This window comes from Nitrosomonas sp. Is79A3 (assembly GCF_000219585.1).
In the GTDB taxonomy this organism is placed as follows: Bacteria; Pseudomonadota; Gammaproteobacteria; order Burkholderiales; family Nitrosomonadaceae; genus Nitrosomonas.
Genome location: NC_015731.1, coordinates 2,564,182 through 2,583,326, shown reverse-complemented (window position 1 = coordinate 2,583,326; position 19,145 = coordinate 2,564,182). Strand labels below are relative to the sequence as shown.

Below are 19,145 nucleotides of genomic sequence, written 5' to 3'. Positions count from 1 at the left end.
CTCCTTATTAATTGGCTGCGCACTGACTGGATGCCACTTCCTGCACGCGCTTCACATGTGCTTCCCGGTCTCTTTCTCCCATATAGGCCAGCAGTATCACCAGCAGTACGATTGCGATCACTGAGTATCCCGATGTGCTGAATAGGTTGTGGCTGTGTGCACGGTAGTTTTTAGTATCGAAGGGGATCATGCTGCCTCCTTGCTTGGTTGCATCAACATAAGTACATCGTCAAACAGCTTATCGATATCGCCGTCATTGATGATGAATGAATCGCCTTCTTCCGGGATCAGCGGTATTTCGCTCTCGTGCCCGGCTTTGGTGGCGTTCGGGTTATTCGGCCGGCGGATGTGCCAGATGGATCCACCTTGTTCGCGCAGCCATTTGGCTTCACCGGGGAAGCGGATATCGCTAATCACTATTCCGCTGATGTAGGCGTTGCCGGTTTCTGCTAATCGTCTGATGTATTCCATCTTGCGCTCGGCAACTTTAAGCCAGATGTGTGGATCGATGCAGTTCCTGCCCCATTCTGTGCCAAGCGTTTGCATGGCCTGGCGTGGGGATTTGCCGCAGAGTTCAGCCATGGGGAGTTCTTTCAGTTCATGGTCAATCATATGGTCCCATGGGATTTCTAACATAGTTGAAATCCCTTGGCGGATTGGGTCTACCAGTGAGATGCGGCGGAATTCCTGCGTGTCGCACAGTATCTGCGCGACGGGGTCCTTGCCGCAGCCTGCCGGGCCTGCCAGGCCGATTAGTTTGAGTGGTTGGGTCATGGTTATATTCCGGTTAGTTAAGGGAAATGGGTTTTCGTTTCCTTATGGTCTGCCGAAGAAAAGTGGAACGCCTGTATCTGCCTTAATCTTGTCGATCATGGTCTTGGTGGCGTCTTCCATGACTTTGTCTTCACGTATTAGCTCGTACCAGAACTTCAAACCGCCATCCTTGGCGCGGTAACGCAGCCGAGCATCAATACGATAGGCTGCTCCACCCCAGAAAACAGGTATGCCGATTGATATTTTTTCAAACAGTTTCATGGTCTCGACGGTTTGCGCGTCATCGTCGTTAACAAACGTAAGGTTCATGCCGCCGCTTTGCGTGCGGATATTTGATTTGTAGCGCATGTCCATGGTCGCCTGGAACTTTGTTGCCATTTCAAGCAATTGCTGGGCGGTTGGCATGCCTTCGACTGCGGCGATGTCTTGGAGGTTGTCTTCCAAGAAGAGGGCGAATTCAAACTGGGAGAATGGTTCTTTGTTCTTTACATTCCAGCGGTCCCATTCGACGGATTTTCTTGGTTCATAAAATGCGACAAAGTCTTTCCAGTCTTGGGTTGGTGAGGTTCCTAAATATGCTTCATGATCGTTAATGATGCATTTAAAATGGACGGCGCCACTGACATAATTAGCAATTACATAAATAACCGTAGATTCAAGTGATTTGTGGCGATTAATGTATCCGATGTAACTATCAACATCGTCCAGATTGACGGTGCCTTTTTTGCGCATTGGTTGCGGCAGAAGTTTTTCGTCGTCTTTCTCTTCCAGTTTCCAGCCTGGTGGCAGCGCCACGCGCTTCATGTGGTCTTGACCTGCTATCTCAATAGGTGTGATCGATGATGCCAGATCAATAATCGCCTGCGTTTCGCTGGCTTTGGTTTCTAAACTTTCCATGATTAATTTGTTCCTTCAACGGTTTTAAGTGGTTGGGTGTCTTGCTTGACCACTTTCAGATCCAAGTCGTGCTGGTAGGGATTGTTCGGTGTCAGGCTGCCGTCTTCAGTGGCGAACAGCAGCGTTTCCATTGGTTCTTCCGCTGGCATGGTGGCCTTTACTTTGCCGGTGATGTGCATGGCGCCGCTTTTGGTTTGTTTCTTGACAGATATGGTCAGCTCGATTTTTCCGGCTTTGCCGGATTCGTTAACTTTCTGCACCAGTTCGGCCATTTTGTCGCTGGCGGTTGAGATAAAGAATCCGCCGCCGATGTGGTGCATCGTGTCTGTGATGGGTTTGGTCATGATTACTTCCTCTTGTGCCCAAAGAATGCCGGGCGAACCCGGCGCATTGGTTGGTTGACTGCTATTCAGATTGCTTGATGCAGGCTCCGGCTACCACAACAATCGATGTGGCTGCGTCCTGCTCAGGTCTTTGTGTCCCGTTGTCAGTGCTTACGTAAATAGCTTTTGATTTGGCTATTTCTTCAATTGCCTTGTCGCAATCATCCTTGTCAGCAAACTTCAGGCGATTATCCAGCGGCGCGGAATATGGCTCATTGACGATGCCTGGATAAACCGCCATTACACCGGTTGGAACATAAAATTCAGCAGCTTGAACAGATGCGGCGGCAAGCAGTAATACGGCTAGAAATAATTTTTTCATTTTGCGTCCTTTAAAGTGGTTTTTAAGATCAACTTTCCCTGCGCTTACGACTTATGGTTTTTGTTGATAGGTAAATATTAGGCATTACTTATCACCATGTCAATAGGCATTACTAATATTTGTGATATTATTTTCCTGTGGGTGGAATTCTTGTTGCTGCGTGTGTGGAGTTTGGGCAATAAAAAACCCGCCTGAGCGGGTTATTTAAATGTTAATTAAAGGAGATGGTTATGAATAAGCGTGAAGTGAAGGAATGGTTGTCTGGATTAAAATGGGATGGAGTGGAGAGGCTTAGTGCTTATGTTGGCCGCCACCATCCTCGTCGCGCCGATTGTTCCGGCATTGCGCCTCTAGGTATACGACTGCGTAGCTGGCTATTTCGATTGCGTTCTCAGGTATCTTGGGCCTGGTGCGCGCTTGATCTAGATTTGCGCGTAAGGAAATCAAAAGTTTCTCGGGCCCAATTTCTCTGGCGATACCTCCAACTATTAGTGCGAGTGCTACGCCTAAGTTTTCGGTGATCTCTTTGGTAATTTCTTGTTTGATGCGGTCTTTATCGTTCATTATTGATCCTATGGATTTGGTGGTTTTTGAATGATTTTATCAGTTTTAATTGGAGGGATAGTTTTATGGAAAGTAATATTTTGACGAAAGACCAGATCGGTAAACTAACCGGATTGAATACCGAAGCGATCAAGTTCTATTTGGTTCTGGCCAATCAACGACTGGAAGATACGCTGAGCATCAAGCGGGAGTTGGAGCAGAAGGCATTCATTTTGTTCGCCGGTTATATTGCTGCTGCATTCGCGTTATTTGGCTTGGCTGAGCGGTCAGATGGTCTTTCTTATTGGCTGATCGGGTCAGCTTTATTTTTTTGTGCTGGTGTTGTGATGTTGTTTGTGGTTATTAATATAGAAAAATATGGTGTTTTAGGCAGGAATCCTGAAGATTGGCTGGATAGGCAGGATTACCTGACTATTAAAGATAAACACATCGGGCATATGTATGCTTACGTGTTATATGATCTCATTGACGATATTGAAATGAGTAAGCGGAGTAATAGTAGCAAGGTTTTTTATCTAAGCGTGGCGATTGCGTTAGGCTTGTTATCGTTGTCTCCGTTAGTTATATGGGCTGTTTTTGCCTAGCTACTTGTGCTTCTTTTCCTCCCACTGATCTTTCTTCTTCGGTGGCGGTGGAGGAGGATCTGCTCTTGTGTGTTGGTTCATGTTATTCCTTAGGTATTCAGTTGCTGCGGTTTCTGTGTATTTGTTTGCGATCGCCGGGATGCTTGCCAATTTCTGCTTGCAGGCTCAAGATATGTATCCTCCGGCAAACGAGCCATTGAACCTATACAACGCGAAGAAGGCTGGGTTTCGATTTGTTTCCGCTTATATTTTTATCACAAAAACTTCATAAGTAGACTGATATAGTTATACAAGACTGATGCCACCACGTCTTGCCGCAGCAGTCTCCCAGTTATCGATCCCCTCTAAGTTTTGATAACTGGGTCATTATATTTCATCATTTCTAAAGCGCGTTTTCTTTCCTGTCTGAAAACGCGCTTCTTTATATCACCACTTGTATGCGCCCCACAAACCCACAAACCCAACAACCCCAGCACGGCCAGCAGCATGGCTTAGGTGGTGGGCTTTGATGCTGGTATATAATTTTCCTAATTCCCCGTCACTTCTCTAAAAACCAATAGTGGTGTTATGCCGAAATAATCAGAGGATCTTCCAAATGTTGGTCTAATCAAATTAGAGAAATTTGCGAGGGATAATTGGAATGGTGGCAAGAACGAAAAATCAGCGATGGTATCGTTGTCTGGTAGTGCATCTAAAATACCTAACACATTCCAGCTCCCCGCAATATTTGGGCCGTGTTTTAAATGAAGATCATCTGTTGATAGTGATAAACCCTCGGCTCTAAGTGTTGACCAGACAGAAAAACCATCTCCTATAATACGTGCTTGAATAGACCCTGGGAGTGATGCAAGAACTTCTAATACAGTTTCAACTTCGGCTTTGCTATTTTTATTGTTCTTATTTACTTCTGCTCCAGTGTAGCCACTTACAAACGCTTTCTTAAGCATCGTTCCTTGTGTTAATTTCTGCATAAATCCCATATCGAACATGAATAATTTGCCAGATACAAGAACAAATTGTCCTATATGTGATTGCATAATGTCCCTGCCTATCAAGTTTCTCTGCTCTAAGTAATCAAGCAATGCTATGGAGTTTTGCCATAAGGGATCGTAGGTCCTTGAGGAACCGTTATTGTTAACTTCGGCATTACCATGGCCAGTTGTTGTTTTTCCTTCAGCTATGGCAGGCAATTTCGCCGTAATGGATTTTTCTGATGAGGCACTTCTGCTTTGTGACAGGTAACTTGAGTTGATCGAACTTTGCAAATGTCCGTTAGGATCGAATTGCGAAAGAAATGAACCTATACGTTGAATGTCATGATAAAGAAAATCATAAACGGAATTTTTTTCCGGGAGGTCTGACCCCTCGTTCGATCTCTGCTCGTGTTCGTTCTGCATTTTTTTTAAACTCTTCTTGTTCTTTGATTATTTGAGCTTCATCTTTCTCAATAGAATCCTTCATCTTCTGAATATCAAGATAAGGTTTAGCTGTTTTTTTTGAGAATAGAAATTCGAACATTTTCATAACAAGTAGAGAGATATTTTTTATTATCGGCTAAATATTAAGATTGTTCAATTCATTCTCAGTTCATTAATTAATACCTGTTCCCATTTTCACATTTGCATGTGACGGTTTCGCACCAATTGGTAGTGATAGTTAACCTCACACTAAATCCGCTGATATGTAAGAAATATTCTAAAGCTTTCAGAATGCCTGCAGAAATATTTGCAGTATTACCTCCGTAATGCTTGTTCATCCAGGGGTGGTCATAGCACGGTCTCCTAGGCTTTTATTTGACCGAGCAGCCAATTAATTAGTTGATTGCTTTTCTCCATTCCCAAGGCGGTGTCGGTGAAGAGTGTTTCCATAGGCCTTTATGCTTCGACTGGGCAGAATTCTGTAGGCTGTACAAGCTTATATCAGTCACATACTTATCAAAAACCCACGCCATGCCGCGTCTAATCTGTTCGCTATTTGCATCGACTCCGGCGCAATTCACATAGGCTACCATGCGTCCGAATCGATCCTTTGTTCTTGGAGTAATCTCAGCGTTCTTATAGAGACACAGTTCCACCAGCGATTGCTTTGATTGAATGCCGAAATCCTGTCTTTTCTCCGGCGCGTCAATTGCCGCCAGTCTGACAATGATTTGATGATGATCACAATTAGCAACTACGGTATCGCCGTTAGTGACGAACAAAATGAAGCAAAGCAAGGTTTCTGATAACATTTAAGATTCATCCTATCCTGCATTTGCAGGGATCTTTCTCGCACCAATCGCTTAACTCTAAGATGTTATTAATCATCATGGTTTTGTGCTTTTTGTGTGGCGCTTGGATCATCAATAATCTTAATAATGCTTTTTACTCTTGCTTTGTTAGCTGGGTCTAGATTTTTGTAGATCGCCGCTATTTCCGCGAGGTCAAGATCATCTTGCGTGACCAATTTTGTTGGGTCGCTTGGGCGCATTTCGCCTTTCCCGGTAGCTAGCCAATCAGGATTCACTCGCAGAAATTTTGCGGCTGCCAAGAGGTTCGCGCCTTCCATGTTCTTTGTCCGGCCTGATAACCACTCGCTGACAGAGGGTGGCTGTATACCGCAGGCATCAGCCAGCGCTTTCTGTGTGACCTCAGGCGGCCCCTTCAACGCAATCTTTAATCTTTCGGCTAGTGTTTGCATATTAGTTAATCCTAACATTAATTAAATAAGTAATGCCTATTGACATAGTAATAAGTAATGCCTAACATATGATTTAAGTTATTACTGGATGATGCATATGAAAACAGCTATTGGTATTGGTCAAATTACAGCGGGTCAGATTATTGACATTCTCGGCGGCACATTCGCTGTTGCCAAGATTCTCAATATCAAACCTCCCTCTGTGAGTGATTGGCGATCAGCTGGCAATATTCCTGACGACAAGCTTGTCAGGCTTGCGGTGAAGATTGAAGAGGTGACTAATTCAGCCATAACACGCCAGATTTTATTTCCTGATGACTGGGAAACAATATGGCCTGAGCTGTCGGTTGACAGTCAAGTTACAGCCGAATGCGCATGCCAATCTTAACCAGACATTCTTAACCTTCTACTGCGCCGCGCCCATTCGGTTAAAAGTGGGATATCTGGGAGAACCCAGTGTACTGCTCCTTTACCTGCCGCCGTTCGCTCCTAACTCGGGCTGTGGCAGGGTTTCAAAGATTTTCATGAGGGAAATTCTATGAGATGCACTGTTAAAGATTTGCCACCATTAGACCCAAATTTAAGCCCTGATGAGCTACGCATGGAGTGGGACAGAATAGCCAAAGAAAACATGGAGTCTGTTGATCGGTTAATGGCAAGTAAGAGTCTTGTTGAGATTTGTAATGACCCAGTCCCAACTGACGGACTTATAGAAGGCATGCCAGTTAGGTGGGGCGATGAACATCATGTTGTTCCCATCTTTCCACACGGGGACAACGACACCTTTGAGTTTGGCATCATTGGCGCAGGCTTGAAGTGAGTTCTTTATTTTTATCTGATCATCCTGAGTTTTTTTCGCGAAATTACTATTTAGGGGAATGATGATCATGTGTTGGCCTTGTTCGTGGATATGTGCAACTTCGTATGTGCTCATTGTTTCTCCTTTGTTGATTTTAGGTGGGTGGAACTTCCTAGTTTATCAACATTGGGGAAACTCCCAGTTAAATTGAGAGATGATTTTTTGATGCATGCATAGTAAATGGCTGTGGCTTTGAATACCACGGCCAAAACAAGAGGAATTGACCAAATGAGCATTAATAACTTGATATTCAGGATAGCCAAGGAATACGGGATAACCTCTCTGGGTGAGGATCTTGGCATAAATCAAAACACATTCAAGAACAAGGTCAATCCGAACTTGGACACGCATCATGTTTACGCGCATGAGCTTGATCTGATTGCAACCATTGCGGATACGGATGAGATTGCAAAGTACTTTGCCGATCAGCGCGGTTTGATGTGCATAAAGAAGCCTGATTTTGAAGCGCTATCGGATAAGGAAATACTTGATTTGTTCTTGGATCTCCAGGCGCAGCAGGGCGAATGGGCAAGAGAGATCAGCAAGTCGATGGAAAGCGGTGATATCGACTGGGATGAGCTGGTTCGGATACGCGGAAAATATAACGAGTTTATTGCGGCATCGGCGGAGGTGATGAGCCGGTTGGAGTGCTTTATGGCCGTGAGTGAAGAAACAAAATCGAACAGGAAAAACAAATGAATAAGATTCGTCATGATGTCTCCTTTGATGAGCCCGCCGCAGCAGCCAGCGCACAATTCAGCGTGCGTAGCCGGATGGTTGCATTAATTGGGAGGATTTGAGATGAGAGCTATTGATGTGCTTGAAAATGATGCGGTTGATGAGATTGGTGGTATTCATAAGGCCAATCTGATCATGAAACTGTTTATCCGCCAGGCGGATGTTGAGCTGGCAGAGCAAAGACTTTGGATGGCGGTTTTGTGCAATGCGGTTATGGATTTGATGGTTGGTGAGCGTAAATCGTACCAAGATTCCATGCGCGTGAAACGTGCCCGGCATGCTGCGCAGAGTTTTTTCCAGCGGCGCCATCATGTGATTTTTTGTGATTGGCTTGGGCTGGATCCGGATTGGGTGCTTGAGGTGTTGCGGGATCATGCTGGGTTGGAGGTGTGATGGATGCTAATTTTATTGTTTTGCTGTCGACTGCTTTCTTGTTTCCTGGATGTATTTTTATTGGTTTGTCAGCCTTTTTGTTTATAAAAACCTTCTGTTCTCCAGAGGATGCGTCGTGCTCTCAGGTAGTCAATTCTGTAAGAGAACTAGATCTTAAGTGCGGTGATGTTGTTGTTTTTGAGACTGCGTCAAGTCTTACTGATAGGCAGCGGACGGATGTTCTTTGCAGTCTTGATTTGTGTCTGAACCCGAAATACAAATACGTATTGCTTGAGGGTGGCATTACTCTGAAGGGGATTGTGTCTCAGGTGCCTCCTGATTCAGAAGATAACACTCTTAATTTGGAGAAATGTGAGTCATCTGAGGTTAAGGAGGGATAAGCGATGAGTCCCCGCCGCCAGCCAATCGACTTTCAGTTAATCGCAGCGACTGCTTTGGCGAGTGCGCGCCATTTGCTGGCCGATTGGGTGCCGGGTGGCGAATGGTCCGGGGATGAATACAAGCCGCGCAATCCGACGCGCGATGATAAACACCCGGGATCATTCGTCATTAATGCCAAAACGGGCAAGTGGATCGATAACGCGACCGGTGATGCTGGTGGTGATTTGGTCAGTTTGTATGCGTACGTTCATTTCATTGATCAGGTGGAGGCGGCTAAGATTGTTGCTGATCTGGTTGGCGTGCATTTGTCTAAAGGAGAACGTAAACCAGAGCCGGGAGTAGTTAACAATCCGCCGCCTCAAGTATCTGACCATAGGAAGTCTCCGTGGGTTCCCATTATGCCGGCGCCTGATGATGCGCCTGTGCCGCCGGTTGCGCATTTTACGCGTGGCAAGCCGGATGTTGTTTATACCTATTATCAGGACTGTGCTGATGAGCGGGTAAATGGATATGTTTACCGGTTCACGACTTCGGATGGCGGCAAGGAGACGCTGCCGGTTTGTTTTTGCCGCAATCGTGATGATGGCAAGCAGGAATGGCGATGGATTGGATTTCCTGAGCCGCGGCCGTTGTATCCGGTACAGGCATTCTATCCTGATGATGATACGCCAATTCTTCTGGTTGAGGGCGAGAAGTGTGCAGATGCGGCAATTAGATATCTCAGCTTAGAGTTTGATGTTGTTACATGGCCTGGTGGAACCAAGGCGGTCAGAAAAGTTGATTGGTCTCCCCTGGTCGGAAGAAAAATTTACGCCTGGGCTGATTGTGATGCGCAGCGCCGCAAGCTGACCAAAGAAGAGCGTGAGGCCGGTGTTGATCCTAATTCCGTGCCTTTATTGCCAGAATCCGATCAGCCGGGCATGCGTGCAATGCGCGAGATTCATAAAATTCTACTTGAACTCAATCCGGACGTTTATTTTCAATTCGTGGATATTCCTAAGCCTGGTGATAAGCCTGGTGGTTGGGATATTGCGGATGCGATCACGGAAGGGATGGATGCTGAGGCGTTGGTTAAGTTCATCAAGAATGTTCGTAAGGCACCCTCAAAGATCAAAGAACGCGGCACGGTTAATCGGAATGATGGCGGCTTGTTGTTGAATAAAGACTACAAGATTGTTCCGTGTTTGGCGAATATCTACGACATTCTGCGCAGTGATAAACGATGGAATGGTGTGCTGGCGTTCAATGAGTTTGCCTACACCATCAATAAGCTTAAGGCACCGCCATTTGATCATGGTGCGGTTGGTGAGTGGGAGGCGAATGACGATGTGCAGGCTTCCATGTGGCTTACTCGTGAATATGGTTTTGCACCTACTCCCGCGCAAGTGGGGGAGGCCGTCGAAGCGCTGGCGCGGGCACATGGTTTCCATCCGGTGCGCAATTATTTGAAATCTCTTAAGTGGGATGGTGTGCAGCGCGGTGATTATTGGATTTCGGATTTTATTGGAGCGCCTCGGTCGCCTTATGTAATGCGTGTTTCCCGCTGGTTTCTGATGGGCATGGTGGCGCGAGTGATGGAGCCTGGCGTTAAGTTTGATTGCTGCCTGGTTCTGGAAGGCACTCAGGGTAGGCGTAAGTCGGCGATGTTGCGCGTCTTGGCTGGGGAGTGGTTCGGCGATACTGATCTTGATCTGAATAATAAAGATTCTATGGGTTCGATTCGCGGTAAGTGGTTGTATGAGTTCGCCGAGCTGGATTCGATAGCGCGCGCTGAGGCAACCAGGCAAAAGTCATTCCTATCACGCCAGATCGACGAATACCGCCCGCCGTATGGTCGCAGGGACATTCGCAGCCCGCGCCAGCTTGTCTTTGGGGGAAGCACCAATGTGAATTGGGGCTGGAACAAAGATGAGACTGGCGGGCGGCGTTTTTGGCCGATTGAGTGCGCTTATGACATCGATTGCGATGGATTGGCCGCTGTCAGGGATCAGTTGTTTGCCGAAGCCTACGAGCTGTACAAGCAGGGTAAACGCTTCTGGCCTACGTCTGAAGAGCAGAAGCGCATATTCGATCCTGAGCAGTTGAAGCGGCATCAATCGGATAGTTATGTCGAGCTTTTGGCTGGCTTCGTTAAGCAGCAGGTAAGCGATTTCCGGATGATCGACGCGGTTGATTTTATGAAGATCGATGCGGCAAGGTTGACGCGGGATATACAGACGCGCGTTGGGAAGTCGCTGATAATTTTAGGTTGTAAACGTATCGAAAAAAGGTCAAATCTGATTAGGTTCTGGTATCAGCCACCGGGCACTCCCGGCGGAACTGGGGACAGGGATGGTCAGATTGAAGGGGATAGCGATGGCATTTCCTTCTGAAAAGTTCCATACCTCGCTTGAGGTATGGAACAAGTATGGAACCCGGAAAGGCGCATGGATAGGACTTATTCCATACCTTCCATACCTTCCATACCTACCCCTTCCCGCGCACATACGTGCGGGTGTGCGTGCGTGCGCGCGCACGTGTATGCGTAGTGTGTTTATGGTATGGAAGGTATGGAAGGTATGGAAGAGTAGCATGAATAAAGGCTCTCCAACTTCCACACCTGATCCATACCTCAATGCAGGTATGGAACCCTGGCAATTTATCGGAGGTTTGAATGGATAATAGCGAGGTCAGACGGTTGTTTCCTTCGGTGATTGCTTTTGCTGATCATTGTCGGGCTGTGTTTGGCGATGGCGTGAAGCTGGTTTATGCCAAGGAGAATGGGCGGGAGATTGGCAAGGCTTCTGTGATTGATCCTGAGCGCCTGGTTAAGGCTAGCGAGATGTGCATTGATTCTGCTGCGTTCTGTGTTGATGATAAGGATAAGCGCCGTGCAAAGTAGCGCGCTGAGAAGTTTTATGTACGGCGACCCGGCTGATGTGGTAGAGCGCTTGGAGATGGATCAGCTTGGGTGCCGTGCTTGCAAGGCGCATAAGGTGGTGTTTGATCGGGTGTTGTGTGGTGATGTCAGGAATGAAACTCAGCAGGCTGGTGTGCCTAGGATTGGTCATCGGTGCAAATGGTTCGACGATAAATAACGGAGGGTGTGCGATGGATAGCTTGTATACGTTTGATAAGGGCACGGTTGTTTCAAGGTTGAATCGTTGGGGACGGTGGAAGATGGCTAGTGGTGTGGCAAATGGTTTTCCATCTCAATCAGCATTCATGAGGCTTGGCGGTGTTCCTCCTGGTGATGGATGGGAGGGCGCGGCGTTGGATTCGGAGTGTGTGCAAACAAATAAGGCTGTTAGTGATTTGCCTGGTGATGTTCACAAGTTGGTTTTGCGTATTGAGTACGTCGACTCGTACAAGGATTCTTCTGTCAAGGCTTATAGATTCGGGTGTTCGAAGCGTCAGTATTACAATTTCTTGGAGACAGCGCATAAGTTGGTTGCAAATAATTTGAATCTAAACTTGCAATCCGTGCACAGAAATGATATTAATATGTTAAGTTGTTTAGAAGTACGTACAGCATAACCACACACACAGAGTAAACAAGAAGCCAGCCATTGCGTGCTGGCTTTTTTTATGCCCATTTGAATTGGAGTATTCATTTACCAAAGCCAGATCAGTAAGGTTCTGGCTTTTTGTTTTTATATTTTGCTTATATCAGCTAAGAAACCATGCGCGCACCCAGGCTGCGATGTTCTTGTTCGTGGTGTTTCTAGGTGTGATAAGCACAGGTCGTGTGATAAGAAGCTGCAAGATCAGAACAGGGAGTCATCTTCTGGGCGTGGATACGGGCATAAATGGCGTCAAGCTCGGGAAGGATATTTAAAAAAACACCCGTTATGCGTTAGGTGTGATCTTGGAGGATTTGTAGAAATCGCTTCTATTGTTGATCATATAGTTCCGCACAGGCTTGGCGAAGCGATAGAGAGCGGAGATCATATTAAGATTGATATTGCATCTAAATTATTCTGGGATAGGAATAATTGGCAGTCTTTATGCAAGACCTGTCATGACAGAAAGACAGCTATAGAAGATGGTGGTTTCGGTAGGCGGGGGCGGGTTGAAAGTCTGTGACTTTTTGTTTATAGACCGTTCGCTTAATCAGATTTTTATGCGCGGGAGTTTTGGAGGGGGGGTATATCTTACCTCTCATATTTGGGGGTGAATTATGGGGCAAAGAGGACCGAAACCGCTCCCGGACAACGTTCATGCGTTACGGGGAAATCCGAGTAAGAAACCATTAGGTGAATTTCTTGGCGGTGTTAATCCTGTCGTTGAAATTCCTAGTTGCCCAGCGCATTTAAACGATGAGGCAAGAAAAGAATATAAGCGGATCACTGCAGAGTTAAAGATTCTAGGTTTAATTTCTAAAATTGACCGCGCAGCGATATCTGCGTACTGCTCAGCATGGGGTGAAGTCGTTTGTTGCGAGAAAAAAATTGCAGAGTTGAATGCTAAAGATCCTAAAGGGGAGGCCGGGCTTGTGGGCTTGACTCCGAATGGTTATCAACAAATGTCCGTTTGGGTGCAAATCCGTAATCGTGCTTACGAGCGGATGATGCGTTTTGCATCAGAATTCGGAATGTCTCCCAGTTCGAGGACGAAGGCAACTCCAAGCGAAAATCAACAGAGTCTACCGGGATTCGAAAAGCCAGACGCACCGAAAACAGGATGGAACGCCCTTTAGGTTATTACGTAGATGCTGCCCTAAGTTATGCACAATCTGTTTTAAGTGGTGAAACCACCGCGTGCAAGTGGACGAAGGCAGCATGCCGTCGACAGCTTGATGATTTAGAGAAACTCAGGAACTGTGATTCTTTCCTATTCAAATGGGATATTTCGAAGGCAGAACATATCTGTAGATTCATAGAGCTCCTCCCGCACGTAAAAGGGAGATGGGCTGGCGATAAGATAATACTTGAGCCGTGGCAGATATTCATCCTCACAACCGTGTTCGGATGGCTGAGAAAAGAAGACGGGTACCGAAGATTCAGGACCGTATACATTGAAGTCCCTAGGAAGAATGCAAAGAGCACTCTTACAAGCGGAGTATCTCTCTACATGCTTACGGCTGATGACGAGCCCGGATCGGAAGTTTACTCGTCAGCAACAACAAGGGATCAAGCCAAGATTGTATTTAATACATCCCGATCGATGGCTATCAAGGAAATTGGGTTCAGACGGAGATATGGTGTTGGTGTTTTAGAACATAGTATTTACGAAACAATCAATGGCGGGAAATATATTCCGCTGTCATCTGAAGGATCAACGCTAGACGGGCTGAACATTCACTTTGCCAGCGTTGATGAGCTACACGCTCATAAGACTAGGGATGTCTTTGACGTAATAGAGACCGGCACTGGGGCACGTAGCCAGCCGCTAGTATGGTGCATCACGACGGCCGGAGATGACACCAGCGGTATATGCTACGAGCAACGCACCTATGTGACGAGCATCCTGAATGCCACGCTAGCATTGCATGATGGACTTGGTTATCCGGTGAAGGGAAACCCGGCGCAAGATGATACGTACTTCGGGATCATATACACCATTGACGATGGTGATGACTGGAAGAACCCAGCCACCTGGAAGAAATGCAACCCTAATTTTAATGTATCGGTATACCCGGATGACATAAGTAGGCTTGCTGATAAGGCAATAAAACTCTCAACTGCGCGAAATAACTTTCTGACAAAGCGCATGAACGTCTGGGTTTCTGCAGCAGAAGCCTGGATGGACATGATCAAATGGGAATCATGCTGTGATCCGTCGTTAGATATAGCAGATTTCAATGGTGAGAAATGCTGGATTGGAATGGATCTTGCGGAGAAGAAAGACTTTGCCGCAACGGTGAAAGTATTCTGGCGTAATGGCACGCTGTATGTATTTCCGTTCCTATATTTGAATGATACCGCCATCGAAGAATCGGAAAACAGTCAGCTAATTGGCTGGCGTGATGATGGATACATTATCGGAAATGAGGGTGATGTAACAGATTTCGATCAAATAGCTGATGACCTGGTTAAGTCAGCAAAGATATTCGATCTTCAAGAAATACCGTTTGACCCTGCCTTATCAAGATATTTTGCGACAAAATTAATTAATGATCATTCTCTTCCTCTTGTTGAGATGAAGCAGAATGGATTGATGTTCACCTCCGCGGTAACTGAACTAGAGAATCTGGTATTGGAAGGTAAGTTAATCTTCCGTGATAACCCTGCATTTACTTGGATGACCGGTAATGTTGTGGTCAAAGAATCAAAATTTACGGGACTGAAACATCCAACAAAAGAGCGTGCATCAAACAAGATTGACGGTCCCATAGCGCTGCTCACAGCATTATCCAGAGCTATGACGCAAAAAGAACAAAACGAAGTCGGCATCTTTGTCCTGTAACCCCATAGGCTCCAATGAGTTCTAAAATTTCAACAGAAGTTCATGGATATCACAAGGGTTCCGACACAGGAATCCTGGTTCCTTGGAACAAGAAAAGTGCCTCTGCCACTCGAGATCTATACAAAGACCTGCTTGGAATTCAGCCGTCAAAGAGCGGCGTGTCGGTTGATTGGAAAACAGCAATACAAGTCAGCACGTTCTTTGCCTGCGCGCGGGTAATCTCTGAAGGCATCGCCCAGGTACCGTTCAAACTGCACAAAGAAAGGGTTGATGGAAGGGGATCTGATCCTGCAAAAGGTCACCCTCTGTACAGGCTGCTATCACTCAAGCCGAATGATTATCAAACCTCATTTGAATTGCGCGAACAGATCGGCCTTCACCTTGCGGTCAAATTCAACGCGTATATATTCATCAATCGCGGCGGTCTGCGTGGCGAAATCGTAGAACTGCTGCCGTTCGAGCCGGATCAAGTCCGCGTTGTGCGCGATGGATGGGAGAGAAAATACGAAGTTTATGTCGGCAAGGGAAGAGTGATTCCTGTTCCAGCCAAGGATATGTGGCATATCAGAGGGCCATCATGGAATGGCGTGGTTGGCATGGATGCCATCAAGCTTGCGCGTGAGGCGATCGGTCTGGCATTGGCAACGGAAGAGCATAGTTCTCGCATGTTCAGCAATGGTGCAAGGGTCGGAGGGGTGCTCTCGTCAGACACCACGCTGTCCAAAGAACAGCGCGAGGATCTTAAGACCGCATGGGAAGAAGCTTACGGTGGCAATGTCAATGCATACAAAACAGCCGTTTTGTACGGTGGATTGAAATATCAATCCATGGCGATGACAGGCATTGATGCCCAGCATTTAGAACAAAGACGTTTCCAAGTGGAAGAAATGTGCCGTGGCGCGCGCGTCATGCCGATCATGGTGGGACATGCCGACAAGGCCATGACATACGCCAGCTCAGAGCAAATGTTCCTGGCACACGTCGTGCACACGATGGTGCCGTGGTGCACAAGGATAGAGCAATCTGCGGCAGTCAACTTGCTGACAGACGCTGAGATTGATGCCGGATATTACCCAAAATTTAATGTAAACGGATTAATGCGCGGCTCAATGAAAGACCGTGCAGACTATTTCACAAAAATGTTTAACATCGGCTCGCTTAACCCGAATGAAATCAGGGCTTACGAAGAACTTAACCCGTACGACGGCGGCGATGAATACCGCGTACCAATGAATACCGAACAGCCTGGGTCAATTGCAGACAATGGCGCGGACAATGGCACAGATAACGTAGGAGGAACGCCGAATGCATAGAATCAATTGCAATCTTATGGAACTTAAGTTTGCGTCCAGTGATGATAAAAGCACCAATACAGGTGTTATGGAATTTTCCGGTTACGGCGCGGTGTTCGAAAATGTAGACAGCTACGGCGACATGATCAGAAAAGGCGCATTCATTGACACCTTGAAGGAAGCCAGAAAGACCGGCAACTGGCCATCGCTATTACTGCAGCATGGCGGATTCGGATTCGACGCGGATGACATGATGCCGATAGGAATCATTGACAGCATGGAAGAAGACAAGATCGGACTGAAGATCTATGCCGTTCTTGCAGACATCCAGCGCGCCCGCGATGCCTACGCGCTGATGAAGATGACGCCACGTCCTGCTATCAGCGGGTTGTCGATCGGGTATATCCCAGTCGCATTTGAAAACGGGACGGAACAAGGCGGACCAAGAAGAATATTAACCAAAATAAAGCTAATGGAAGTGTCGCTCGTGACCTTCCCGGCGAACGATAAAGCGCGCATCACTGACGTCAAGAGTGACGGCCATGGAGGTGTGCGCATAGCAGAACAAGCCCTGCGCGAGGCAGGGTTTTCCCGCAATGAAGCCAAGAGAATATTGGCTCATGGCTATAAATCCGTTGGTCAGTGCGACGCTGAGGAAATGGATGGGCTGGCAATGCAAATCAAGCGAAACATCGCTATTTTGTCCAACTAATAAAAAGGAACCGAAATGAATTTTCTGATCAAGTCCAGATTCAGGACATTACTATTTGTAGTCACCGTCATGTTTGTGCTGACCGCCTGCGACGTTGTTACAGCCGCAGATTTGATTTCACCGGAAATGTTTGGCGTAGCAGCAGCGCTGCCATTCATGATGTGTGACACAACAGATATGGGCGGAATTACCGAACTGCTTAAAAAACAGGGTGAAGCATGGGAAAAATACAAATCCGCGAATGACGACAGACTAAAGGCGATTGAGGAGAAAGGCTACGCTCCGGCGGATACCGTGGAGAAAGTAGCTAAGATCGATGCCGATCTTGTGCAGCTTAGCCGGGATATTCAGGAAGTTGCCAAAAAATCAAACCGCCCGCAGATGCATGAAACAAAAGGAATCCTCACGCCAGAGCACGCGGAATATAAAGCAGCATTCAGCACCTTCATCCGCAATGGCAAGGATGCAGGCCTGAAAGACCTTGAGAAGAAGGCATTTATGCGTGGGTCGGATGTAGATGGCGGTTACAACATCCATGCGGAAATGGAAGCATCAATCGACCGTGTCGCGTCCGTCGTATCCTCCATGCGCCAGCTGGCAGATGTAAGGGTAATCGGCAATGCATCAATCAAGATGCGCGTCAAGACATCCGGCGTTGCTGCCCGTTGGACGGGTGAAGGCGAAGCAGGTGGAGAGACACCCAATCCTAAATACGCGGAAATTGAAATCTATGCGGAAGAAATGGAAATCGAGCCGTGGCAATTCAACAGCGCGCTTGAAGATGCCGACTTCGATGTTGAGGCAGACATCATGGAAGAGGCCGGACTTGGGTTTGGTGAAGCAGAAGGCGATGCCTTCATCAACGGCACCGGCGTTAAAAAACCGCGCGGTATCCTGACCTATACCAATGTTGCAAACGCCAGCTACGCTTGGAACAAGATTGGATTCATCAAATCCGGCGCAAATGGTGCATTCGCCGCATCTAACCCCGCAGACAAAGTGATCGACCTGATTCATTCGCTAAAATCAACTTACCGCACTGATGCGGCCATGTTGATGGCCGATACCACACTCGCAGCGCTGCGCCAAATCAAGGACGGTTCAGGCAGTTATTACCTGTTTAATCCTGACCCACTGGGCAAGTTTGGCGGTCTGGTTCTGGGCGTTCCGGTTGTGATCGACGACAACATGCCGGTTCTTGCTACAGACTCCTACTCAATCGCATTTGGGAATTTCAAACGCGCCTACCGCATCGTTGACCGTAAGGGAATCGCCTTGATCCGTGACAACATCACAGCCAAAGGCACCACAAAATTCAACATGCGCAAACGAGTAGGCGGCGGCGTCAAAAACTTTGAAGCCATCAAGCTGATGAAATTCGCGGCTTAATCAAAAAGAACAACCCAGCCAGGCAATGCTTGGCTGTTCTTATTGAAACCATTTGATAAAGGATAAAATAATGCGTGATTTACACAACAATATTCACCCGCTGCGCTGCATAAGTCCAGTCTCAGAGGCTGGTACCACGGCGCTGGTTGGACAAATTATCGATAAACAAGGCTACAAATCGCTTGAATACGTGATCGCAACCGGCTCAATCGCCGATGCGGACGCAACATTCACCGTGCTGCTGGAAGAAAGCGACGATTCCGGAATGTCCGGCGCGGCCGCGGTTGCTGACGTGGATTTACTAGGTACTGAATTACTGGCCGGGTTTCAGTTCGACGATGACAACGAAACACGGAAATTAGGTTATATCGGGAAGAAACGCTATACACGATTAACCATTACGCCGGTCGCCAATGCATCTGCTGCCCTGATATGCGCCATGGCTATTCTAGGCGATCCAGCAAGCGCGCCAACAGTCAACCCGCCAGTTTAATGTGCCACCCGTTCGCACAGTCTCTGCGCGAACGGGTAGTAGAATTCAGGATATTTTACTTTTGGGGTGGAAAATGAAAATAACGATTAACGGAAAGAAGTTTGAACTTGGTAAGGCGCTTAACTGCACAGAATGCAAAATCAGTTACGAAAGAGCGGTGGACATGGCCGGAATTTCTGACAAGGACGGTGCAGCGGTTAGTTTCAAGCACAAATCCGGATTATCCGGCACGCTCTCAGCCGGACAGAAATGTGTTGCGCCAGATGGCATAGCGTTCCTTGTCGAATAAATTGGATAT

At 47.0% G+C, this 19,145-nt stretch carries 27 protein-coding genes; 18 read left to right on the top strand and 9 right to left on the bottom strand.

The genetic code is table 11. The features are described 5' to 3' along the window. Positions 1-7: 7 nt before the first annotated feature. The 6 genes from NIT79A3_RS12010 to NIT79A3_RS11985 all read right to left on the bottom strand — a co-directional run bounded on the left by NIT79A3_RS12010 (position 8) and on the right by NIT79A3_RS11985 (position 2,940). Positions 8-190 carry a hypothetical protein gene (locus NIT79A3_RS12010; protein ID WP_013966458.1) on the bottom strand — a complete coding sequence of 61 codons (183 nt, stop codon included), beginning with the start codon at positions 188-190 and terminating at the stop codon, positions 8-10. Continuing rightward, positions 187-774 carry a hypothetical protein gene (locus tag NIT79A3_RS12005; RefSeq protein WP_013966457.1) on the bottom strand — a complete coding sequence of 196 codons (588 nt, stop codon included), beginning with the start codon at positions 772-774 and terminating at the stop codon, positions 187-189. Before NIT79A3_RS12005 ends, NIT79A3_RS12010 begins: the two co-directional genes overlap by 4 nt. 42 nt (positions 775-816) lie before the next feature. Beyond that, positions 817-1,671 (bottom strand): DUF2303 family protein, encoded by an 855-nt coding sequence (locus NIT79A3_RS12000; RefSeq protein WP_013966456.1) that lies wholly within the window; start codon positions 1,669-1,671, stop codon positions 817-819. A gap of 2 nt (positions 1,672-1,673) precedes the next feature. Then, positions 1,674-2,015 (bottom strand): hypothetical protein, encoded by a 342-nt coding sequence (locus NIT79A3_RS11995; RefSeq protein WP_013966455.1) that lies wholly within the window; start codon positions 2,013-2,015, stop codon positions 1,674-1,676. 61 nt (positions 2,016-2,076) lie between these two features. Next, positions 2,077-2,376, bottom strand: a complete 300-nt coding sequence (locus tag NIT79A3_RS11990; RefSeq protein WP_013966454.1) for a hypothetical protein — start codon at positions 2,374-2,376, stop codon at positions 2,077-2,079. Between the two features lie 291 nt (positions 2,377-2,667). Then, positions 2,668-2,940 carry a hypothetical protein gene (locus tag NIT79A3_RS11985; RefSeq protein ID WP_013966453.1) on the bottom strand — a complete coding sequence of 91 codons (273 nt, stop codon included), beginning with the start codon at positions 2,938-2,940 and terminating at the stop codon, positions 2,668-2,670. 65 nt (positions 2,941-3,005) lie between these two features. Here NIT79A3_RS11985 and NIT79A3_RS11980 point away from each other — a divergent pair, with 65 nt between their 5' ends. After that, on the top strand, positions 3,006-3,524 hold the full coding sequence (locus NIT79A3_RS11980) for a hypothetical protein (protein WP_013966452.1): 519 nt from the start codon (positions 3,006-3,008) through the stop codon (positions 3,522-3,524). A 527-nt stretch (positions 3,525-4,051) separates the two neighbouring features. On the opposite strand, the gene NIT79A3_RS11970 is transcribed toward NIT79A3_RS11980, so the two are convergent. The 3 genes from NIT79A3_RS11970 to NIT79A3_RS17920 all read right to left on the bottom strand — a co-directional run bounded on the left by NIT79A3_RS11970 (position 4,052) and on the right by NIT79A3_RS17920 (position 6,203). Beyond that, positions 4,052-4,921, bottom strand: a complete 870-nt coding sequence (locus NIT79A3_RS11970; protein WP_013966451.1) for a hypothetical protein — start codon at positions 4,919-4,921, stop codon at positions 4,052-4,054. 416 nt (positions 4,922-5,337) lie between these two features. After that, the gene (locus tag NIT79A3_RS11960) at positions 5,338-5,754 is read right to left on the bottom strand and encodes a thermonuclease family protein (RefSeq protein ID WP_013966450.1); all 417 of its coding nucleotides are present in this window, start codon (positions 5,752-5,754) and stop codon (positions 5,338-5,340) included. A 68-nt stretch (positions 5,755-5,822) separates the two neighbouring features. Next, positions 5,823-6,203 (bottom strand): helix-turn-helix domain-containing protein, encoded by a 381-nt coding sequence (locus NIT79A3_RS17920; protein WP_013966449.1) that lies wholly within the window; start codon positions 6,201-6,203, stop codon positions 5,823-5,825. Positions 6,204-6,300: 97 nt separating this feature from the next. Between NIT79A3_RS17920 and NIT79A3_RS11950 the strand changes: the two genes are divergently transcribed. From NIT79A3_RS11950 to NIT79A3_RS11865, 17 genes are all read left to right on the top strand, one after another. Continuing rightward, the gene (locus NIT79A3_RS11950) at positions 6,301-6,591 is read left to right on the top strand and encodes a Cro/CI family transcriptional regulator (RefSeq protein WP_013966448.1); all 291 of its coding nucleotides are present in this window, start codon (positions 6,301-6,303) and stop codon (positions 6,589-6,591) included. A 150-nt stretch (positions 6,592-6,741) separates the two neighbouring features. Next, positions 6,742-7,023 (top strand): hypothetical protein, encoded by a 282-nt coding sequence (locus NIT79A3_RS18810; RefSeq protein WP_156797077.1) that lies wholly within the window; start codon positions 6,742-6,744, stop codon positions 7,021-7,023. 267 nt (positions 7,024-7,290) lie between these two features. Further along, a complete protein-coding gene (locus NIT79A3_RS11940) occupies positions 7,291-7,761 on the top strand; it encodes a phage regulatory CII family protein (protein ID WP_013966446.1) in 471 nt (156 codons plus the stop codon). A 102-nt stretch (positions 7,762-7,863) separates the two neighbouring features. After that, positions 7,864-8,193 carry a hypothetical protein gene (locus NIT79A3_RS11935; protein WP_013966444.1) on the top strand — a complete coding sequence of 110 codons (330 nt, stop codon included), beginning with the start codon at positions 7,864-7,866 and terminating at the stop codon, positions 8,191-8,193. Further along, positions 8,193-8,573: a hypothetical protein gene (locus tag NIT79A3_RS11930; RefSeq protein ID WP_013966443.1), complete on the top strand. Its 381-nt coding sequence runs from the start codon at positions 8,193-8,195 to the stop codon at positions 8,571-8,573. The genes NIT79A3_RS11935 and NIT79A3_RS11930 overlap by 1 nt, the downstream gene beginning before the upstream one ends. 3 nt (positions 8,574-8,576) lie before the next feature. After that, positions 8,577-10,946, top strand: coding sequence for a VapE domain-containing protein (locus tag NIT79A3_RS17915; protein WP_013966442.1), 2,370 nt, complete (start codon positions 8,577-8,579; stop codon positions 10,944-10,946). Then, the gene (locus tag NIT79A3_RS11920; protein WP_041360334.1) at positions 10,930-11,235 is read left to right on the top strand and encodes a hypothetical protein; all 306 of its coding nucleotides are present in this window, start codon (positions 10,930-10,932) and stop codon (positions 11,233-11,235) included. The genes NIT79A3_RS17915 and NIT79A3_RS11920 overlap by 17 nt, the downstream gene beginning before the upstream one ends. Continuing rightward, the gene (locus NIT79A3_RS11915) at positions 11,228-11,455 is read left to right on the top strand and encodes a hypothetical protein (protein ID WP_013966441.1); all 228 of its coding nucleotides are present in this window, start codon (positions 11,228-11,230) and stop codon (positions 11,453-11,455) included. The genes NIT79A3_RS11920 and NIT79A3_RS11915 overlap by 8 nt, the downstream gene beginning before the upstream one ends. Next, positions 11,445-11,651, top strand: coding sequence for a hypothetical protein (locus NIT79A3_RS11910; RefSeq protein WP_013966440.1), 207 nt, complete (start codon positions 11,445-11,447; stop codon positions 11,649-11,651). Before NIT79A3_RS11915 ends, NIT79A3_RS11910 begins: the two co-directional genes overlap by 11 nt. Continuing rightward, positions 11,587-12,090, top strand: a complete 504-nt coding sequence (locus NIT79A3_RS11905) for a hypothetical protein (RefSeq protein ID WP_198009355.1) — start codon at positions 11,587-11,589, stop codon at positions 12,088-12,090. The genes NIT79A3_RS11910 and NIT79A3_RS11905 overlap by 65 nt, the downstream gene beginning before the upstream one ends. 643 nt (positions 12,091-12,733) lie before the next feature. Then, positions 12,734-13,252 (top strand): phage terminase small subunit P27 family, encoded by a 519-nt coding sequence (locus NIT79A3_RS11895; RefSeq protein WP_013966437.1) that lies wholly within the window; start codon positions 12,734-12,736, stop codon positions 13,250-13,252. Next, positions 13,237-14,961, top strand: coding sequence for a terminase TerL endonuclease subunit (locus NIT79A3_RS11890; RefSeq protein WP_013966436.1), 1,725 nt, complete (start codon positions 13,237-13,239; stop codon positions 14,959-14,961). Before NIT79A3_RS11895 ends, NIT79A3_RS11890 begins: the two co-directional genes overlap by 16 nt. 158 nt (positions 14,962-15,119) lie before the next feature. Next, the gene (locus NIT79A3_RS11885) at positions 15,120-16,274 is read left to right on the top strand and encodes a phage portal protein (RefSeq protein ID WP_198009354.1); all 1,155 of its coding nucleotides are present in this window, start codon (positions 15,120-15,122) and stop codon (positions 16,272-16,274) included. Then, on the top strand, positions 16,267-16,965 hold the full coding sequence (locus NIT79A3_RS11880; RefSeq protein ID WP_013966434.1) for an HK97 family phage prohead protease: 699 nt from the start codon (positions 16,267-16,269) through the stop codon (positions 16,963-16,965). Before NIT79A3_RS11885 ends, NIT79A3_RS11880 begins: the two co-directional genes overlap by 8 nt. 75 nt (positions 16,966-17,040) lie before the next feature. Continuing rightward, on the top strand, positions 17,041-18,354 hold the full coding sequence (locus NIT79A3_RS11875) for a phage major capsid protein (RefSeq protein WP_198009353.1): 1,314 nt from the start codon (positions 17,041-17,043) through the stop codon (positions 18,352-18,354). Between the two features lie 70 nt (positions 18,355-18,424). Further along, complete coding sequence (locus tag NIT79A3_RS11870) at positions 18,425-18,847, top strand: hypothetical protein (RefSeq protein ID WP_013966432.1); 423 nt, start codon at positions 18,425-18,427, stop codon at positions 18,845-18,847. A 73-nt stretch (positions 18,848-18,920) separates the two neighbouring features. Next, a complete protein-coding gene (locus NIT79A3_RS11865; protein WP_013966431.1) occupies positions 18,921-19,136 on the top strand; it encodes a hypothetical protein in 216 nt (71 codons plus the stop codon). Positions 19,137-19,145 lie beyond the last annotated feature (9 nt).

Coding starts and splice junctions, on each gene's coding strand:
- NIT79A3_RS11880 (WP_013966434.1), top strand. CDS start 16,267: ATGCATAGAATCAATTGCAATCTTATGGAACTTAAGTTTGCGTCCAGT.
- NIT79A3_RS11890 (WP_013966436.1), top strand. CDS start 13,237: ATGGAACGCCCTTTAGGTTATTACGTAGATGCTGCCCTAAGTTATGCA.
- NIT79A3_RS11870 (WP_013966432.1), top strand. CDS start 18,425: ATGCGTGATTTACACAACAATATTCACCCGCTGCGCTGCATAAGTCCA.
- NIT79A3_RS12010 (WP_013966458.1), bottom strand. CDS start 190: ATGATCCCCTTCGATACTAAAAACTACCGTGCACACAGCCACAACCTA.
- NIT79A3_RS11905 (WP_198009355.1), top strand. CDS start 11,587: ATGAAACTCAGCAGGCTGGTGTGCCTAGGATTGGTCATCGGTGCAAAT.
- NIT79A3_RS11930 (WP_013966443.1), top strand. CDS start 8,193: ATGGATGCTAATTTTATTGTTTTGCTGTCGACTGCTTTCTTGTTTCCT.
- NIT79A3_RS11970 (WP_013966451.1), bottom strand. CDS start 4,921: ATGCAGAACGAACACGAGCAGAGATCGAACGAGGGGTCAGACCTCCCG.
- NIT79A3_RS11895 (WP_013966437.1), top strand. CDS start 12,734: ATGGGGCAAAGAGGACCGAAACCGCTCCCGGACAACGTTCATGCGTTA.
- NIT79A3_RS11980 (WP_013966452.1), top strand. CDS start 3,006: ATGGAAAGTAATATTTTGACGAAAGACCAGATCGGTAAACTAACCGGA.
- NIT79A3_RS11865 (WP_013966431.1), top strand. CDS start 18,921: ATGAAAATAACGATTAACGGAAAGAAGTTTGAACTTGGTAAGGCGCTT.
- NIT79A3_RS17915 (WP_013966442.1), top strand. CDS start 8,577: ATGAGTCCCCGCCGCCAGCCAATCGACTTTCAGTTAATCGCAGCGACT.
- NIT79A3_RS11950 (WP_013966448.1), top strand. CDS start 6,301: ATGAAAACAGCTATTGGTATTGGTCAAATTACAGCGGGTCAGATTATT.
- NIT79A3_RS11920 (WP_041360334.1), top strand. CDS start 10,930: ATGGCATTTCCTTCTGAAAAGTTCCATACCTCGCTTGAGGTATGGAAC.
- NIT79A3_RS11985 (WP_013966453.1), bottom strand. CDS start 2,940: ATGAACGATAAAGACCGCATCAAACAAGAAATTACCAAAGAGATCACC.
- NIT79A3_RS17920 (WP_013966449.1), bottom strand. CDS start 6,203: ATGCAAACACTAGCCGAAAGATTAAAGATTGCGTTGAAGGGGCCGCCT.
- NIT79A3_RS11960 (WP_013966450.1), bottom strand. CDS start 5,754: ATGTTATCAGAAACCTTGCTTTGCTTCATTTTGTTCGTCACTAACGGC.
- NIT79A3_RS11915 (WP_013966441.1), top strand. CDS start 11,228: ATGGATAATAGCGAGGTCAGACGGTTGTTTCCTTCGGTGATTGCTTTT.
- NIT79A3_RS11995 (WP_013966455.1), bottom strand. CDS start 2,015: ATGACCAAACCCATCACAGACACGATGCACCACATCGGCGGCGGATTC.
- NIT79A3_RS12000 (WP_013966456.1), bottom strand. CDS start 1,671: ATGGAAAGTTTAGAAACCAAAGCCAGCGAAACGCAGGCGATTATTGAT.
- NIT79A3_RS18810 (WP_156797077.1), top strand. CDS start 6,742: ATGAGATGCACTGTTAAAGATTTGCCACCATTAGACCCAAATTTAAGC.
- NIT79A3_RS11940 (WP_013966446.1), top strand. CDS start 7,291: ATGAGCATTAATAACTTGATATTCAGGATAGCCAAGGAATACGGGATA.
- NIT79A3_RS11990 (WP_013966454.1), bottom strand. CDS start 2,376: ATGAAAAAATTATTTCTAGCCGTATTACTGCTTGCCGCCGCATCTGTT.
- NIT79A3_RS11935 (WP_013966444.1), top strand. CDS start 7,864: ATGAGAGCTATTGATGTGCTTGAAAATGATGCGGTTGATGAGATTGGT.
- NIT79A3_RS12005 (WP_013966457.1), bottom strand. CDS start 774: ATGACCCAACCACTCAAACTAATCGGCCTGGCAGGCCCGGCAGGCTGC.